The 16,911-nt window shown below is 60.6% G+C and carries 17 protein-coding genes; 10 read left to right on the top strand and 7 right to left on the bottom strand.

Features of this window, described 5'->3' with window-relative positions; all coding sequences use genetic code 11:
- Positions 1-65: 65 nt before the first annotated feature.
- Complete coding sequence (locus tag WBB95_RS14160) at positions 66-1,013, bottom strand: DUF1853 family protein (protein WP_424488142.1); 948 nt, start codon at positions 1,011-1,013, stop codon at positions 66-68.
- Between the two features lie 145 nt (positions 1,014-1,158).
- On the opposite strand from WBB95_RS14160, the gene WBB95_RS14155 reads away from it, so the two are divergent.
- From WBB95_RS14155 to pepN, 6 genes are read left to right on the top strand one after another with little or no spacing between them, the layout of a single operon-like run.
- Entirely contained in the window at positions 1,159-2,049 is an 891-nt protein-coding gene (locus WBB95_RS14155) for an NAD(+) kinase (RefSeq protein WP_003217892.1), read from the top strand.
- Positions 2,046-3,020 (top strand): metallophosphoesterase, encoded by a 975-nt coding sequence (locus tag WBB95_RS14150; protein WP_424488144.1) that lies wholly within the window; start codon positions 2,046-2,048, stop codon positions 3,018-3,020. Before WBB95_RS14155 ends, WBB95_RS14150 begins: the two co-directional genes overlap by 4 nt.
- Entirely contained in the window at positions 3,017-3,886 is an 870-nt protein-coding gene (locus WBB95_RS14145; protein WP_424488141.1) for a rhomboid family intramembrane serine protease, read from the top strand. Before WBB95_RS14150 ends, WBB95_RS14145 begins: the two co-directional genes overlap by 4 nt.
- Positions 3,887-3,900: 14 nt before the next feature.
- Positions 3,901-4,161: a YeaC family protein gene (locus WBB95_RS14140; protein ID WP_424488140.1), complete on the top strand. Its 261-nt coding sequence runs from the start codon at positions 3,901-3,903 to the stop codon at positions 4,159-4,161.
- On the top strand, positions 4,158-4,988 hold the full coding sequence (locus tag WBB95_RS14135) for a DUF2797 domain-containing protein (RefSeq protein ID WP_424488139.1): 831 nt from the start codon (positions 4,158-4,160) through the stop codon (positions 4,986-4,988). Before WBB95_RS14140 ends, WBB95_RS14135 begins: the two co-directional genes overlap by 4 nt.
- Positions 4,989-5,000: 12 nt before the next feature.
- Positions 5,001-7,658, top strand: coding sequence for an aminopeptidase N (pepN, locus tag WBB95_RS14130; RefSeq protein ID WP_424488138.1), 2,658 nt, complete (start codon positions 5,001-5,003; stop codon positions 7,656-7,658).
- A gap of 47 nt (positions 7,659-7,705) precedes the next feature.
- Here pepN and WBB95_RS14125 read toward each other — a convergent pair whose 3' ends face one another.
- On the bottom strand, positions 7,706-8,752 hold the full coding sequence (locus tag WBB95_RS14125; RefSeq protein WP_424488137.1) for an aldo/keto reductase: 1,047 nt from the start codon (positions 8,750-8,752) through the stop codon (positions 7,706-7,708).
- A 158-nt stretch (positions 8,753-8,910) separates the two neighbouring features.
- Between WBB95_RS14125 and WBB95_RS14120 the strand changes: the two genes are divergently transcribed.
- The 4 genes from WBB95_RS14120 to WBB95_RS14105 all read left to right on the top strand — a co-directional run bounded on the left by WBB95_RS14120 (position 8,911) and on the right by WBB95_RS14105 (position 11,792).
- Positions 8,911-9,627 carry a helix-turn-helix transcriptional regulator gene (locus tag WBB95_RS14120; RefSeq protein ID WP_424488136.1) on the top strand — a complete coding sequence of 239 codons (717 nt, stop codon included), beginning with the start codon at positions 8,911-8,913 and terminating at the stop codon, positions 9,625-9,627.
- Positions 9,628-9,677: 50 nt separating this feature from the next.
- Entirely contained in the window at positions 9,678-10,013 is a 336-nt protein-coding gene (locus WBB95_RS14115; RefSeq protein WP_424488135.1) for a nuclear transport factor 2 family protein, read from the top strand.
- 15 nt (positions 10,014-10,028) lie between these two features.
- The gene (zapE, locus tag WBB95_RS14110; protein WP_424488143.1) at positions 10,029-11,135 is read left to right on the top strand and encodes a cell division protein ZapE; all 1,107 of its coding nucleotides are present in this window, start codon (positions 10,029-10,031) and stop codon (positions 11,133-11,135) included.
- Between the two features lie 162 nt (positions 11,136-11,297).
- A complete protein-coding gene (locus WBB95_RS14105) occupies positions 11,298-11,792 on the top strand; it encodes a GNAT family N-acetyltransferase (protein ID WP_424488134.1) in 495 nt (164 codons plus the stop codon).
- A 109-nt stretch (positions 11,793-11,901) separates the two neighbouring features.
- On the opposite strand, the gene WBB95_RS14100 is transcribed toward WBB95_RS14105, so the two are convergent.
- The 5 genes from WBB95_RS14100 to WBB95_RS14080 form a co-directional block, all read right to left on the bottom strand.
- On the bottom strand, positions 11,902-12,123 hold the full coding sequence (locus tag WBB95_RS14100; protein ID WP_424488133.1) for a hypothetical protein: 222 nt from the start codon (positions 12,121-12,123) through the stop codon (positions 11,902-11,904).
- 153 nt (positions 12,124-12,276) lie between these two features.
- Complete coding sequence (locus tag WBB95_RS14095; RefSeq protein WP_424488132.1) at positions 12,277-14,514, bottom strand: TonB-dependent siderophore receptor; 2,238 nt, start codon at positions 14,512-14,514, stop codon at positions 12,277-12,279.
- Between the two features lie 129 nt (positions 14,515-14,643).
- The gene (locus WBB95_RS14090; protein WP_424488131.1) at positions 14,644-16,386 is read right to left on the bottom strand and encodes a phosphoethanolamine transferase CptA; all 1,743 of its coding nucleotides are present in this window, start codon (positions 16,384-16,386) and stop codon (positions 14,644-14,646) included.
- 155 nt (positions 16,387-16,541) lie between these two features.
- On the bottom strand, positions 16,542-16,718 hold the full coding sequence (locus tag WBB95_RS14085) for a DUF6026 family protein (protein WP_424488130.1): 177 nt from the start codon (positions 16,716-16,718) through the stop codon (positions 16,542-16,544).
- Between the two features lie 3 nt (positions 16,719-16,721).
- On the bottom strand, positions 16,722-16,911 hold a 190-nt coding region (locus tag WBB95_RS14080), incomplete at its 5' end, for a hypothetical protein (RefSeq protein ID WP_424488129.1).

The following is a 16,911-nucleotide window of genomic DNA, read 5'->3' as shown; positions in this document are numbered from 1 at the left end:
TTCAGCCTTGAAAGTTGTGTAGATACCTATGCTGCGAGGGGGCCCTCAGCGGCAGCGCAAAATCATCAACCAGCCCCCGGCACATTCGGCCAAAGATCCGCCACCAGAAACAACCGCTCCGCTTCCTCCCAGTCTTCTCCCACCTGAACCAGTCGCACCAGTAACTGCGCGGGCGCCATTGGGTCGAGCTGCGCCAGCCAGGCGTGCATCTGCGCGTCACCCCACACTTCATCCGTCGGGTAGTGCGCCGGCGCCAGCCAGGCATGCCGGGGCAGGGGTTGCCAGCGACCGGGCGGGCTCACACTGACGAAGTCGCGCCAGTCACGCTGATGCAGCCAGCGCCCGCGCAGGTGCTGAGGGTGCGCGCCGTGGGGGGATTCGGCTTCGCCGGGCCACGGGTAGAGCAAATACCCGCCCAGCCACAAATGTGCGTCGAATTGCTGGATATCCAGCGCCGCCAGCACTTCGCGGCTCTCCGGGCGTGCCGAAATCGGCAGTTGATGCTGCGCCAGGTGCGCCAGCTTGCGGTCCAGCCGGTCATGGCAGCCCGGGCCCAGCCAGTGCGCCGGGTCGAGGCCGTTGCCGTCTTGCGGCCCCAGGTAAAGCTTGATCGCCAGTTCCAGGTGGTGCACGCCCTCGCGGTCGCGCAGCAGCATGTCCAGCTCGCCCAAGGTATGCCCGGCGCGGCGAATCGGCAGGTTGGCGGCGAGCAGTTCCACGCCCGGCGCATGCTGCACGGCGAACTGCCACAGGCGCTCGTAGTACAAGCCCAGGCGGCGGGAGCGCGCGAGGCTCAGCCACTGCTGCAACGGGCTGCTGTCACGGTCGAGTGTGCGTAACCACTGTTCGAGACGCTCGGGCGCTTGCACCCAGTCGCTGCCGGCCAGCGGGTGGCGCTGCGGCCATGGTGTTTGCGTGAGCATCGGCGGGGCGAGCATGACCCACGCCAGGTCGCGCACCTGCGGGTGGCGCAATTGGCGGGGCAGGGTGTGCAGATCCGGGAACACAGTCATGGTCCGAGCATAGCCGTTTAACCGTCCTACGGGTGGCTGAGAACCATTGTCATCGGGGCCCTGCGACGACAAAGGGTTTTGCCTGACGCGGCCTTTCGCCCATAATCGTTCTTTTTTGCCAGACCCCAAATCCCGCAGGAGCCCCATGGAGCAATTTCGCAATATCGGCATCATCGGTCGCCTGGGCAGTACCCAGGTGCTGGACACCGTCCGCCGGCTGAAAAAATTCCTGCTGGAACGCCATCTGCATGTGATCCTCGAAGACACCATCGCCGAAATCCTGCCGGGCCACGGCCTGCAAACCTCGTCGCGCAAGATGCTCGGCGAAGTGTGTGACATGGTCATTGTGGTCGGCGGCGACGGCAGCCTGCTGGGCGCCGCGCGCGCACTGGCGCGGCACAATGTGCCGGTGCTGGGGATCAACCGGGGCAGCCTGGGGTTTCTCACGGATATCCGTCCCGATGAGCTGGAAGTCGAAGTGGCCAAGGTGCTCGACGGCCATTACCTGGTCGAAAACCGCTTCCTGCTGCAAGCCGAAGTGCGCCGCCACGGCGAAGCCATTGGCCAGGGCGATGCCCTCAATGACGTGGTGCTGCACCCCGGCAAATCCACGCGGATGATCGAATTCGAGCTGTACATTGATGGCCAGTTCGTGTGCAGCCAGAAGGCCGATGGCCTGATCGTCGCCACGCCGACCGGCTCCACGGCCTACGCGCTGTCGGCGGGCGGCCCGATCATGCATCCCAAGCTCGACGCCATTGTGATCGTGCCGATGTACCCCCATATGTTGTCCAGCCGGCCGATTGTGGTAGACGGCAACAGTGAGCTGAAAATCGTGGTGTCCAAAGACATGCAGATTTACCCGCAAGTCTCCTGCGACGGGCAGAACCATTTCACCTGCGCCCCCGGTGACACCATCACCGTGAGCAAGAAGGCGCAGAAGCTGCGGCTGATCCATCCGCTGGACCACAACTACTATGAAGTGTGCCGCACCAAGTTGGGCTGGGGCAGCCGCTTGGGGGGTGGAGGCGACTGATGCTCGATCCCGCGCGTAGCTACGACCTGATTGGTGACGTGCACGGTTGCGCTCATACCCTTGAGCACTTGCTCGATCAAATGGGTTACCACAAACAGGGCGGCACTTGGCGTCATCCGACGCGCATGGCGGTGTTTCTCGGCGATATCATCGACCGCGGGCCACGCATTCGCGAGGCGCTGCATATTGTCCACGACATGGCCGAGGCCGGTCAGGCGCTGTGCATCATGGGCAACCACGAGTTCAACGCTCTGGGCTGGACCACCCCGGCGCCGCCTGGCAGTGGCAAGCAGTTCGTGCGCGAACACAGCCCAAGGCATGCGCGGTTGATTCAGGAAACTCTTACCCAATTCGAGCAACACCCGGCCGACTGGCACGACTTCCTCGGCTGGTTTTATGACATGCCGCTGTTTGTCGACGCCGGGCGCTTTCGCGTGGTGCATGCGTGCTGGGACGACGGCTTCATCGCGCCGCTGCGCGCCGCCTTCCCGGATGGCTGCATCGACCAGCACTTTTTGCAGGCCGCCGCCGTGCCGGGCAGTTTTGCCTGCAACGCCTTCGACCGCCTGTTGCGCGGCACCGACATGCGCCTGCCGGATGGCCTGACGCTGACCGGTGGCGATGGCCTGACGCGCTCGTTTTTCCGCACCAAGTTCTGGGAAGACGACCCGAAAACCTATGGCGACATCGTGTTCCAGCCCGACGCGCTGCCGGAGCCTGTAGCGCGCACGCCATTGTCGTCCACGCAAAAGAATTCCCTGCTGCGCTACGGCGTTGACGAGCCATTGCTGTTTGTCGGCCATTACTGGCGCAGCGGCAAACCGGCACCGATCCGCGACAACCTGGCCTGCCTGGACTACAGCGCAGTGCTGTACGGCAAGCTGGTGGCGTACCGACTGGACCAGGAAACCCAACTGGACCCGCGTAAATTTGTATGGGTCGACGTTGAGCGCCCCGAGGTAATTGTATGAGCACCGTGGCTGTATTGCGCTTGCCCCTGAGCGTCGATTTGGGTGGTTTCGTCAAACTGCTGCAACGCATGCAAGTGCCCCATCGCGTCAGCGAAGAGGCGGGTGAGCAGGTGTTGTGGGTACCCGAGACCATCAGCGACGACGTGCGCGTGTTGTACCAGCGATTTCCCGCCGGTGACCCGGAACAGCAACTGGATATTCCCGAGCAGGCGCCTGTCACCCGCCCAAGCTTTGTTCAGCAAGTGCGCTTCAGCCCGGTCACGGCGCTGGTGTTGCTGGCAAGCATCATCGTCGGCGCAGTGACCTTGCTCGGTGAAAACCTGCAAACCATGAGCTGGCTGACGTTCCTGCCGTTTCACGTAGCGGGTGAGTACATCCAGTTCACGCCGTTTGCCGAGACCATGGCGTCAGGGCAGTGGTGGCGGCTGGTCACGCCGATGTTGATCCACTTCGGCATCCTGCACCTGGCCATGAACGGCATGTGGTACTGGGAGCTGGGCCGGCGCATCGAAGTGCGCCAGGGCAGTATCAACCTGCTGGGCCTGACCCTGTTGTTCAGCCTGGTCTCCAACTACGCGCAATACGCTTACGGCGGCCCGAGCCTGTTTGGCGGGTTGTCCGGCGTGTTGTATGGCCTGCTCGGGCACTGCTGGATTTTCCAATTACTCTCGCCTAATCCTGCTTATCGCCTGCCTCGCGGGGTATTGGCGATGATGCTGATCTGGCTGGTGCTCTGCATGTCGGGGCTGATCTCGATGATCGGCTTCGGCGAAATCGCCAACGCGGCTCACGTGAGCGGCTTGGTCATCGGTTGCCTCACGGGTTTGCTGGGCGGGCTGTACAACCGCCGCAAAGCCTCTATTTGATAAGGAAGAGCCTTATGTCCTCTTTTGCTGAAATGATTGAAAACCTCACCCCGGACATCTACGAGAGCCTCAAACTCGCGGTGGAAATCGGCAAGTGGTCCGATGGCCGCAAGCTCACCGCCGAGCAGCGCGAGCTGTCTTTGCAAGCGGTGATTGCCTGGGAAATCCAGAACCTGCCGGAAGACCAGCGCACCGGCTACATGGGCCCGCAGGAATGCGCGTCGAAATCGGCACCGGTGCCGAACATCCTGTTCAAGTCGGATGCGATCCATTGATTGAAATTGGTCGCGGTGCAGTCAACAAAATGTCGGCGCAACTCGGTGAGCCGACTGTTCAATACGCGTTTCGCCTGGGCGACGTCGAGGTGCCGGTCAACCCGTTGATCGGTACACATGTGCGCCTGGAGTACCTCGGCGCCATCCATTGTAGCCATTGCGGCCGCAAGACCAAGACCAGCTTCAGCCAGGGATATTGCTACCCGTGCATGACCAAGCTGGCCCAGTGCGACCTGTGCATCATGAGCCCCGAGCGCTGCCATTACGACGCTGGCACCTGCCGCGATCCGGGCTGGGGCGAAAAATTCTGCATGACCGACCATGTGGTGTACCTGGCGAACTCGTCAGGCGTCAAAGTCGGCATCACCCGCGCTACCCAGCTGCCGACCCGCTGGCTTGACCAGGGCGCCAGCCAGGCGCTGCCGATCATGCGCGTCGCCACGCGCCAGCAGTCCGGCTTCGTCGAAGACCTGTTTCGCAGCCAAGTGGCCGACAAGACCAACTGGCGCGCATTGCTCAAGGGCGATGCCCAGTCCGTCGACCTCAAGCAGGTGCGTGATGCGTTATTCGCGTCCTGCGCCGAAGGGTTGCTGGGTTTGCAGGAACGCTTTGGCCTGCAGGCCATCCAACCTGTGACCGACATTGAACCGATCGAAATTCGCTACCCGGTAGAGCAATATCCCACAAAGATTGTCAGCTTCAACCTGGACAAGAACCCGATTGCCGAAGGCACGCTGCTGGGGATCAAGGGCCAATACCTGATCTTCGACACCGGCGTTATCAACATTCGTAAATACACGGCCTACCAGCTCGCCGTGCATCAGTAGAAGGACGAAGACATGCGCACCGAACAGCCGAAGATGATTTACCTGAAGGACTATCAGGCGCCGGACTACCTGATCGAAGAGACGCACCTGACCTTCGAGCTGTTCGAAGACCACAGCCTGGTTCACGCGCAGTTGGTGATGCGCCGTAACCCTGAGCGCGGCGCCGGCTTGCCGCCGCTGGTGCTGGACGGTCAGCAACTTGAGCTGCTGACCGTCAACCTCGGCGACCGCGAGTTGAGCGAGGCTGACTACCAGCTGACCGACAGCCACCTGACCCTGCACCCGACCAGCGACACCTTTACGGTCGACACCAGCGTGCGCATTCATCCGGAAACCAACACCGCCCTGGAAGGCTTGTACAAATCCAGCGGCATGTTCTGCACCCAGTGCGAAGCTGAAGGCTTCCGCAAGATCACCTATTACCTCGACCGCCCGGACGTGATGAGCACCTTCACCACCACGGTGATCGCCGAGCAACACCGCTACCCGGTGCTGCTGTCCAACGGCAACCCGATTGCCAGCGGTCCCGGCGAAGACGGCCGTCATTGGGCGACCTGGGAGGACCCGTTCAAGAAGCCGGCGTACCTGTTCGCGCTGGTGGCCGGTGATTTGTGGTGCGTCGAAGACAGCTTCACCACCATGACCCAGCGTGAAGTGGCGCTGCGCATTTATGTCGAGCCGGAAAACATCGACAAGTGCCAGCACGCCATGACCAGCCTGAAAAAATCCATGCGCTGGGACGAAGAAACCTACGGCCGCGAGTACGACCTCGACATCTTCATGATCGTCGCGGTGAACGACTTCAACATGGGCGCCATGGAAAACAAGGGCCTGAATATCTTCAACTCCAGCGCCGTGCTGGCCCGCGCCGAAACCGCGACGGACGCTGCGCACCAGCGCGTCGAGGCGATCGTCGCCCACGAATACTTCCACAACTGGTCGGGCAACCGCGTGACCTGCCGCGACTGGTTCCAGCTGTCGCTCAAGGAAGGTTTCACGGTGTTCCGTGATGGCGGCTTCTCCGCCGACATGAACTCGGCCACGGTCAAGCGTATCCAGGACGTGGCCTACCTGCGCACGCACCAGTTTGCCGAAGACGCCGGCCCGATGGCCCACGCGGTGCGCCCGGACAGCTTCATCGAGATTTCCAACTTCTACACCCTGACCGTGTACGAAAAAGGCTCGGAAGTGGTCGGCATGATCCACACCTTGCTCGGCGCCGACGGTTTCCGTAAAGGCAGCGACCTGTACTTTGACCGCCATGACGGCCAGGCCGTGACCTGCGACGATTTCATCAAGGCCATGGAAGATGCCAACGGCGCCGACCTGAGCCAGTTCAAGCGCTGGTACAGCCAGGCCGGCACGCCGCGCCTGGCCGTCAGCGAGGCTTACGATGCCGCCGCCAAAACCTACAGCCTGACCTTCCGCCAGAGCTGCCCGGAAACCCCGGACAAAGTAGAAAAACTGCCGTTCGTGATCCCGGTGGAACTGGGCCTGCTGGACGCGAAAGGCGCGGGCATTGCCTTGCGCCTGGCCGGTGAAGCAGGCGCAGGTGCGACGTCCCGGGTGATTTCGGTGACGGAAGCCGAGCAGACCTTCACCTTTGTGGACATCGCCGAACAGCCGCTGCCATCACTGCTGCGTGGTTTCTCGGCGCCGGTGAAACTGAGCTTCCCGTACAACCGTGATCAATTGATGTTCCTGATGCAGCACGACAGCGACGGCTTCAACCGTTGGGATGCCGGCCAGCAGCTGGCGGTGCAGGTGTTGCAGGAATTGATTGGCCAGTATCAGGCGGGTCAGCCACTGAAGCTGGATCAGCGCCTGATCACCGCGTTGCGCAGCGTGTTGAGCGACGAAAGCCTGGACCAGGCAATGGTCGCTGAAATGCTCTCCCTGCCGGGTGAAGCCTACCTCACGGAAATCAGCGAAGTGGCGGACGTCGACGCCATCCACGCCGCCCGTGAGTTTGCGCGCAAGCAACTGGCTGACAACCTGCACGAAGAGCTGTGGTTGCGCTACCAGGCCAACCGTGACCTGTCCAAACAGACGCCTTATGTCGCGGCGGCCGAGCACTTTGCCCGTCGCGCGTTGCAGAACATCGCGCTGTCGTACCTGATGCTCAGCGGCAAACCGGAAGTGCTGGCGGCGACGCTGGAGCAATTCGACGCCAGCGACAACATGACCGAACGCCTGACGGCCTTGGCGGTGTTGGTGAACTCGCCGTTCGAAGCAGAAAAAGCCCAGGCGCTGGCGGTGTTTGCCGAGAACTTCAAGGACAACCCATTGGTCATGGACCAGTGGTTCAGCGTGCAGGCCGGCAGCACCTTGCCGGGCGGTTTGGCGCGGGTCAAGGCGCTGATGGAGCACCCGGCGTTCAACGTCAAGAACCCCAACAAGGTGCGCGCACTGGTCGGCGCGTTTGCCGGGCAGAACCTGATCAACTTCCATGCGGCGGACGGTTCGGGCTATCGTTTCCTGGCAGACCTGGTGATCCAGTTGAACGGGTTCAACCCGCAGATCGCCTCGCGCCAGTTGGCGCCGCTGACACGCTGGCGCAAGTACGACAGCGCGCGCCAGGCGCTGATGAAAGCGGAACTGGAGCGCATTCGTGCGTCCGGCGAGCTGTCGAGCGATGTGTTCGAGGTGGTCAGCAAAAGCCTTGCTTGAGTTTTGCGAATGAAAAAAACGGCCTGCTCAGGCCGTTTTTTTTGATCTCAAATAACCGGAGGACGGGGCGTGTCAGTGCCATAGTCGACGGGGAAACGCTCCGCAATCATCCCGTGCGGCACGCCCAATGGGACGGCGCTCGCCGTGTCGAGGCGGGTCACCTGTTCGGCCGACAGCTGTACATTCAATGCGCCGAGGGTGGCATCCAATTGCGCGCGGGTGCGTGAACCGAGGATAGGAATCAGCGCGGTGGTCGAGCGCCTGGCTTTTTCACGCAGCCAGGCGATGGCGACGTGGGTGGGCGTGGCGTCCAGCTCTGCGGCCACGGCGAGCAGGGTGTCGAGCACGGCGGTTTCGCGCGCGCTTTTTTCGGCGTGGATCAACATGCCGAGCTTGTTGGCGCGGTTATCGCCTTGGCTGTCGCGGTATTTGCCGGTCAGGAAGCCACCCCCCAGCGGCGACCACAAGGTGGCCGCCAAGCCCAGGGCTTCGGCCATCGGCAGCAATTCGCGGTCAGCCGTGCGCTCGGCCAGGCTGTATTCCACCTGGATGCCGATGATCGGCGCGAAGTTGCGCACTTCGGCCAGCAGGTCGGCGCGGGCAATGCGCCAGGCGGGGAAGTTGGAGAGGCCTGCGTAGTGGATCTTGCCGGCGCGCACCAAGTCGTCGAAGCCGCGCAGGATCTCTTCCATCGGCGTGACGTTATCGCTCATGTGCGCCCAGAGCAGGTCGATGTGGTCGGTGTTCAAGCGTTTGAGGCTTTCTTCGACCGCGCGAACCAGGTTCTTGCGGTTGTTGCCGAGCTTGATCGTGCCTTCATCCGACGGTTGGGTGCGCAGGGTGTATTTGGTGGCGACCACCAGGTTGTCGCGCTCCGAGGCGATGAACTCACCCAGCAGCACTTCTGCCTGGCCAAACTGATAACCGTTGGCGGTATCGAGGAAGTTGCCACCGGCTTCGAGGTAGCCATCGAAAATCTGCCTGGCTTCATCACGTTCGGCGCCATGCCCCCAACCTGTACCGAAATTGCCGGTGCCCAGGGCCAGTTCTGATACCTGCAGACCGCTACGGCGGCCAAAGACTTTATTGCGCATGCGAGCACTCCTGACAGATCGGGCATTTAAATTATTGGTAACATCTAAATAATATGATCGAGGTAATTTATTTCGTCAAGGCGCTTTTTTACTGCTGACAATTTCTGACAGGGTGCTCTGCTAAGTTGCGGGACTTTTTGTTTTTGGGCGGGATCAACGTGTCGCGAACCACTCGTCTACTGACGCTGCTCCAAGCCCTGCGCGGGAAAAAACGCCCGGTGACCGCCGCGGTGTTGGCGGCGCAGTTGGAGGTGTCCGAACGCACGCTGTACCGTGATATCGCCGAATTGACCGCGCTGGGTGCGCCGATTTTCGGTGAGGCCGGGGTAGGGTACGTGTTGCGCAGCGGGCTGTTTTTGCCGCCCTTGATGCTCAATGCCGAGGAAACCGAAGCCATCGTGCTCGGCTTGCGTTATGTCGACCAGCGCGGTGACGACGTGCTCAGTCGCGCTGCGGCCAATGCCTTGGCAAAAATCGCCGATGTACTTGACCCGGCCGCGCAGGAAGCCCTGCGTAACCCGACGCTGTTACCGGGGCCGCCAGGGTTCGGCTACCCGGAAAACCGTGTGCCGCTGAATGTGTTTCGCGAGGCTATCCGTCACCAGGCCAAGCTGCATATCGACTATGCGGATGCCAGCCAGACCCAGAGCCAGCGCTTGATCTGGCCGCTGGCCCTGGGCTTTCTCAATGAGGTGCGGGTGATTGTTGCCTGGTGTGAATTACGCGGCGCCTATCGCACGTTTCGTACTGACCGCGTGGCGGCTGCCGAGGGCCAGGGTGAGCGTTATCCCGGACGGCGCAGTGACCTGCTGCGGGCCTGGCGCAAGTTGATGGAACAGAACGACACCGGGCCGTTTACTCCTGACAAAAACTGACACGACCCTGGCTTAGCATGGCACCACAAATCACCAAAAGGAGCTGTGCCATGCCCGTCTCAGAACTGGCCCCGGCCATCGTCGCCTATATCGCGGCGGCCAATACCCGTGACACTTCAGCGGTTGCCCAATGCTTTGCCGACGACGCCAACGTGTTCGATGAAGGCGAGCACCAGGTCGGCACCGCCGCCATCGCCCGGTGGATGGAAGACACGGGTCGGCGCTATCAGCCCCGGGTTGAAGTGCTCAACGTGCAGCACCGCACCGGCAAGGTGTTGGTCAGCAATGTGGTTTCGGGTAATTTTCCCGGTAGCCCCCTGGAGTTGCGCTACACCTTTCGGCTGAATGAGCACGGCAAGATTTCACGGCTGGACATCTCGCTGTAAGCCATAATGGCGCGCATGACTTTCGACTCGCCTCTCGCTGCCTACCAATACGCCACTGAACAGCAAGGCTTCGTTCCCGACGAGGCCCAGCGCCGCGCGGTGCACGCCCTGCAAGCCTGTCACGAGGCCCTGCACCAGGGCCGCTCGCCGATTCCCGGGGTCTACCTTTGGGGGCCGGTGGGCCGTGGCAAGACCTGGTTGATGGACCAGTTTTATCAAAGCCTGCGAGTGCCCGCGCGGCGTCAGCACTTTCATCACTTCATGGGCTGGGTGCATCAGCGTTCATTCCAGCTCACGGGCACTCAAGACCCTTTGCAGGCCCTGGCCCGTGAACTGAGCCAGGAAGTGCGCGTGTTGTGTTTCGACGAGTTGTTCGTCAATGACATCGGTGACGCGATTATTCTCGGGCGCTTGTTCCAGGTGATGTTCGAGGAGGGCGTGGTGATGGTTTGCACGTCCAACCAGCCGCCCGACCAGCTGTACGCCGGCGGCTTCAACCGCGAGCGTTTCCTGCCGGGTATCGAGGCGATAAAGCAGCACATGCAGGTGGTGGCGGTGGACGGTGCCGAGGATCACCGCCTGCACCCGGGCGCCGGTGTGCAGCGCTATTGGGTCGCCCAGCCGCAAGCACTTGCCGGCGTGTTCCAGCAACTCAGCGAAGGGCAGGCCGTGAGCAGCGGGCCGGTCAGCGTCGGCTTCCGCTCGATTATGGCGGTGCAATCGAGCGAAACTGTGCTTTGGTGCCGCTACGCCGACCTGTGCGAACAGCCCCTGGCTGCCATGGACTTCATGCTGCTGTGTGATCGTTTCAAGGCGATCCTGCTGGGCGAGGTCCCCAACCTCAGCGCGCAACAACGCCCGGCACGCATAGCCCGTGGCACCGAGGATGCTGCGCAGCGCGTGGTGGCGGGTGATCGCGAGCTGCCGCAATTGTCGGTACACGATGACAGTGTGCGGCGCTTTATCGCACTGGTGGATGAGTGTTATGACCGCAAGGTGCCATTGTTTATCGAGGCCCAGGTCCCTCTGGAAGCGCTCTACACCGAAGGCTACCTGGCATTTGCGTTCCGCCGCACCCTGAGCCGATTGCAAGAGATGCAGTTGCAGCGTTTCGGCGCCTAGAAAACCGCCCGACAAGCCGATGTGTGCCTTTTGCGGCACCCAGGCATCGCGTTTTCAGGCGGGTATTTGGCGTTAATCTCCTTCATCTACTCGCGGCTCCATGCTTACAATCGTCCCCCTCAAAGGGAGCCCATTCCCTTGTTGTCGTGATTGAGGAAGGACATGGACACCCCTGACATCCTGGTGCTGCAAGCCAGCTACACCAACCCTGTGCACGCCGAGGCCATCGGCCTGGTACTCAACCATTACGCTGAAGACCCGATGGGCGGCGGTCATACCTTGCCGGCCGACCTGTTGCAGCAACTGCCCGCTGAACTGGCCAAGCGCCCTCATGCATTCAGCGTGCTGGCGTTTGTCGGCGGCGAGCCGGCAGGATTGGTCAATTGTTTTGAAGGGTTCTCGACGTTTGCCTGCCGCCCGCTGGTCAACATCCACGACGTGGCAGTGATGAATCAGTTCCGGGGGCTGGGGTTGAGTCAGAAAATGCTGCAGAAGGTCGAGGAAATTGCCCGTCAGCGGGGTTGCTGCAAGATCACCTTGGAGGTGCTCGAAGGCAATGAGGTGGCGCAGTCGGCATACCGCAAGTTTGGTTTTGACGACTCGGTATTTGATCCGGCCCACGGCCGCATGTTGTTCTGGAACAAGCCGCTGTCATAAATAACGGGCAAAAAAAAGGCGCCATTAAATGGCGCCAAGTTAACCTTTGCCAACGGAGCGGGAAGGCACAGGGTAATGCGGATTAACCAAGTATTAAATAAAGATTCATTCAGCTGTTAGGGCGTTGTTCTGCACTTTTCTGTTCAACGGTGTTGGTCTTGACGTCTTTGCCGTCGGCCATGGCAGTCTGTTGGTTAGTACCGTGAATTTCTTGCTGGGTGAATGCAAAGTTGTTGTAAAACTCTTTGGAGCGTTCGGAGCCGCCTTCGGCAAAAGCAGCAGCGGAGGTCAGCGTCATCAGGCCGGCAAGCATCAAGGTCGAGAGTTTCATGGTCGGTGTTCCCATTAAAGTGTGATGGGTGTCTGTTCTCTTGGATCAGACTCGTGGGGCCGATTATGGGAAGGGTGGATTAAGTGAGGCTTAACTGAATAGGCGCCAAACTTAACAATTACGTTAAGTTTGGACGCGGCACAGAGGCGGGGTTTAAAGCGTCCAGTCCAAGGCAAGCGTTATGGAGCGCGGGTCTCCCCAATACACGCCATTATAAAAGCCGACGCGTTCGTAATATTTTTTATCAAATAGATTATTGACGTTAACTGATGCCGAAACATGTTCGTCGAACTGGTAGCGCGACATCAGGTTGACCACCGTGTAGGCCTGTTGCGTAATCCGTGTGCGCTCGGTGATCAGGTAGCCGTTTTCATCCCGTCCGCCGACGGGGCGATTGGCGAAGTCGTAAAAATCGCTCTGCCAGTTCACCGCGCCGCCTACCGTCAACCCACGCCATTCGCCTGGCAGGCGATACGCGGTGGACACCTTCAGCAGGTTCATCGGCAGGTTGGTGTTATTGCGCTGCTTGTTGCCGTTCAGCGAGTGGGTGTAGGTGTAGCCCGCGGTGAGGTTCCAGTCCGGCATCACCTCGCCGGAAACCTCCACTTCAAAGCCTTGCACTTTGTTGCCTTTGCCACCCGATTTGTAGAATTGCTCCCCGGTAAGCGGGTCTGGCGCCACCGAGTTGTCGAGTTCGGCAACGTTGTCCTGGGTGCTCCAGAAGTACGCCGCAGCCAGGTTCAGGCGCTCATTGAGCAGGCTGCCCTTGAGGCCGACCTCGTAGTTGCTGCCCACCACCGGTTCCAGGTATTTCTTGCTGACGTCGCGTTCGTCCTGCGGGTTGAAGATGTCGGTGTAGCTGGCATACACGGTGTATTCAGGCGTGATGTCATAAAGCAGGCCGGCATAGGGCGTCCACATGTCGTTGTGGGTCTGGCTGGTTTTTGCCGAGCTGATCAACTGGTTATTGGCGTTGTAGTCGGGCTCGACACTTTCAATCTCCCAGCTGCCGTAACGGCTGCCCAGCACCGCGTGCAAGCGATCGGTCAGGCTCAGGCGCGTGGCCAGGTAGCCCGCCTTCTGTTTCTTGTTGCTGTGTTCACCCTTCAGGCCAGTGGTGCGGTCGGGAAACTTGGGGATGCCGCCCATGTGTTGCCAGTCCGGTATATTTTCATAACCCTTTGGCGTTTCGAAACGCTGGAACGGCGAGGAATCGCGCTGCTCGGACTCGCCATACCCGACCATCAATTCATGCTCGCGCCCCAGCAGCGAGTAGCTGCCCGCGAGATTGAAATCCACCACGTCCATTTTCGAGGTGCCGGTCATCTGGTTGGTCCAGGCGATCATGCCGCTGCCGTCCGGATTCGGCGCGCCGGCGCCGCCGTAATAGACCTTGCCGTCGGTGTCGCTTTGGCGGTGGGTGTAGGCGGCTTTCAAGCGCCAGTCCGCAGACAGCTTGTGATCGATGGAAGCAAAGGTGGTCTTGTCTTTCAGTGGCCAGGAACTCCAGTTGGCGGCCAGGTTGGCCGAGCGGCGCAGGTTCGCCTTGCTGCCGTCGCTGTTCCAATAGGGCAGGGTGCCCCAGGAACTGCCTTGCGCATGCTTGTTCTGGTAGTCGAAGCCCACTGCGACCACGGTGTCGTCCGTCAGGTCGCCTTCAAGAATGCCGTAGCCCACTTCACGTTGCATCGCGTAGCTGTCACGGAAGGATCGGCTGTCACGGTACGCCAGCACCGTGCGCCCGCGCAGGCGACCATCAAAGGCCAGTGGCCCGCCGACGTCGACATAGCTGTAGTAGTTGTCATGGCTGGCGCCGCTGACACCGGTTTTGGCTTGCCACTCGGCAGTGGGGCGCTTGCGGACCATGTTGACGGTGGCCGAAGGGTCGCCGGCGCCGGTGGTCAGGCCGGTGGCGCCACGCACCACTTCAATGCGGTCGTAGATGATGGTGTCGGCGTCGGACTTCATGCGCCCGAAGGTGTTGAGCATGCCATCGACCTGGAAGTTATTGATCGAATAACCACGGGACGAATAACCCGCACGGTCCGAATCCATGTGCTGCACCGTTACCCCCGTGGTCTGGCGCAGGGCGTCGGTGAGAGTGTTGAGGTTGAAGTCGTCCATCTGCTGGCGGGTAATCACCGAGATGGATTGCGGGGTCTCCTTGATCGACAGGTTCAGGCGCGTCGCAGTACTCATCGCGCCTGTGGTGTAGGCGCCGGTGTGCTCGGTGGTGGTGCCGAGTCCTTCAGCGGTGATGCTGGTGGCGCCCAGTTCGAGGGCTTTGGCGGGGGCGTGCTCGGGGTCGGTTTCGGCCAGCAGATCAGGGCACAGCACGCTGCTGAACAGGCCGAGGGTAAAGGTCATGGAACGGGTAAAAGGCGCAAACATTGCGGCAGACTCCAGTCGTCTTTGCGGCCACCCCGGAAAGGGAAGGCCATGGCTCAAAGACGAAAGGAGGCAGGCAACTTTAGGCTTAAACGAGAATGATTGTTATCTTTGTGTTACAAGGCCCGGTGACTACTTGGCAACGACATCGGCAGGATCGGCTTTTTTGGGCTTGATCAGGCTGAAATCGATCAACCCCTTTTTCTGCGCGATGTATGGGTCGCCAATGATCAGCGGGCGAGGCTTGAAGCTGTCGCTGACCAGGCTCTTGGTGTGGTCCCACTCATCGAAACTCAACCCGGCAAGGTCTGCCCAGGTGTGAATCAGCTGCGAGCTGCTGTAGGGCCGCTGCAGGTCGCTGGCGAAGCTCCAGTCGTGGGTTTCACGCCATTTCGGCGAGGCGTAGGCCATGAACGGAATGGTGTACATCGGCGCTGTCGGCTTGCCTTCGTTACGCCCCAGGGTGCCATGGCCGGCCGAGTCGAACACGTCTTCGCCGTGGTCCGACAGGTACAGCAGGAAGCCGTTGGGGTCGGTCTTGGCGTAGTCCTTGATCAGGCTGGAAACCACGAAGTCGTTGTACAGCACGGCGTTGTCGTAGCTGTTGTAGGTGGGCAGCTGTTCATCGCTGATGCCGGGTGGTACGCCCTGGCGATCGGTGAATTTGTCGAACGTCGGCGGGTAGCGGTACTGGTAGCTCATGTGAGTGCCGAGCAGGTGCACCACGATGAACTTGCGCTCGGTGGGGTCGGCCAGCGCCTTGGCAAACGGTGCCAGCACGTCGCCGTCGTATTGACGGGCGTTCTGGTTGCGGTTGTTGTTCAGGTACACCTGCTCGTCGGCCTGTTCGGAAAAGGTCGTGAGCATGGTGTTGCGCTTGGTCATGGTCTGCTGGTTGGTGATCCAGTAGGTCTTGTAGCCGGCTTGTTTCATGACGCTGACAATCGACGGTGTCTTGAGGTACAGGTCGGGGTTCTGTTCGTCGGCGAAGGTCAGCACTTGTTGCAGCGCTTCAATGGTGTAAGGGCGCGGGGTGATGACATTGTCGAACACCGCCAGTTGGTCGCGCAGCTTGTCCAGCTCCGGCGTGGTGTTGCGCGGGTAGCCGTAGAGGCTCATGCGCTGGCGGTTGGTGGATTCACCGATCACCAGCACCAGGGTCGACGGCTGGCCGGCCATGGTGTCCTTGAGGTTTTTCAACGGCGGAATCTGGCTGGCGCTGGTCAGCATGCCCTGCATGTTTTCCAGTTGTTCGGTGTAGCGGCGGTAAGCAACGATCATCTGCCACGGCACGGCAGGCTCGACGCGGGACTCGAAGCCGTCAATGGCAAGTTCCATGGTCGGGTTGGTCGCGATCTGTTTCACCAGCGGGTAGCCAACCACCGCCAGCACGATGGCGGTCGCCGCCAGGATCGCTTGACCACGTGGCAGGTAAACCGGGCGCAGGCGGGTCCACAGGAACACCGCCATGGCGGTGTGGGCAATAAATGCCAGCACAATCCACCAGGCGAAGTACTGAGTGGCGTACTCGCCAGCTTCAGAGATGTTCGACTCGAACATGATGAAGATGACGCTTTGCGAGAATTCCTGCTGGTAGATGAAGAAGTAACCCAGGCTGGCCATCGAGCAAGCCCACAGCACTACGCCGATCAAGGCGGCGAGCAAGCGTGTGCGGCGCGGGAACAGCAGCATGGGCGCCAACCACAGCGCGCTGAGGAAGAAGGCCTGGCGAAAACCACTGAAGCCGGAGGTGCCGGTCAGTTGGATGAGCAGTTGGGTAATGCCCGAGAAATACCAGAAAAACAGGAACAGCCAGCCGAGGCCAGCCCAATCAAAACCTTTCGCAGACGTGTTGCTGCGTTTGAACATCGCCATCCAGTACTCCAACCCGATAATTGCTCAGTCGCCGCGCACTGAATGCACGCAACAGAGGGCTACCGCGCATGGGCAGCCCTATTCTCGGCGGGAGTATCGGGAGGAAGATGTGAAAACTTCGTGAGTTAATTCTGAAGGGTTCGTTCAGCTAAGGTTCAGCAAAGGGCAGGCTGGGTGCCGGATGCCTGATTGACCTGGGCTTGAAGGTGTGAACGCAGGCGCAGGACTTCCTGCTGCAACTGATCGCGTTCGTCCTTCAATTGGCGCAATTCATCGCGGCGGACCGTGACGTAGAGGGTCTGTGGCGGGCGGGTCATCTGTGCTGTGCTCATTGCTTACCTCGCAAATAGCCGGTAGATCGCGGTGCCGGAACGCTTTAGTCGAGGTTCTCGGCAACAGTCGAAGCAATTCTGAATTCTTTTTTCGGTCAATGGAACTTTTTTATTTTTGACGGTCGTTGTGACTTTTTGGGCAGTGATGGTGAAAGGATGGCCACTTTTTGTCATGAAACTCCACGGATCCGCT

Source organism: Pseudomonas sp. (assembly GCF_049645325.1).
GTDB lineage: Bacteria > Pseudomonadota > Gammaproteobacteria > Pseudomonadales > Pseudomonadaceae > Aquipseudomonas.
The sequence above is the reverse complement of the archived record's forward strand: the minus strand, read 5'-3'. Positions and strand labels throughout refer to the sequence as shown.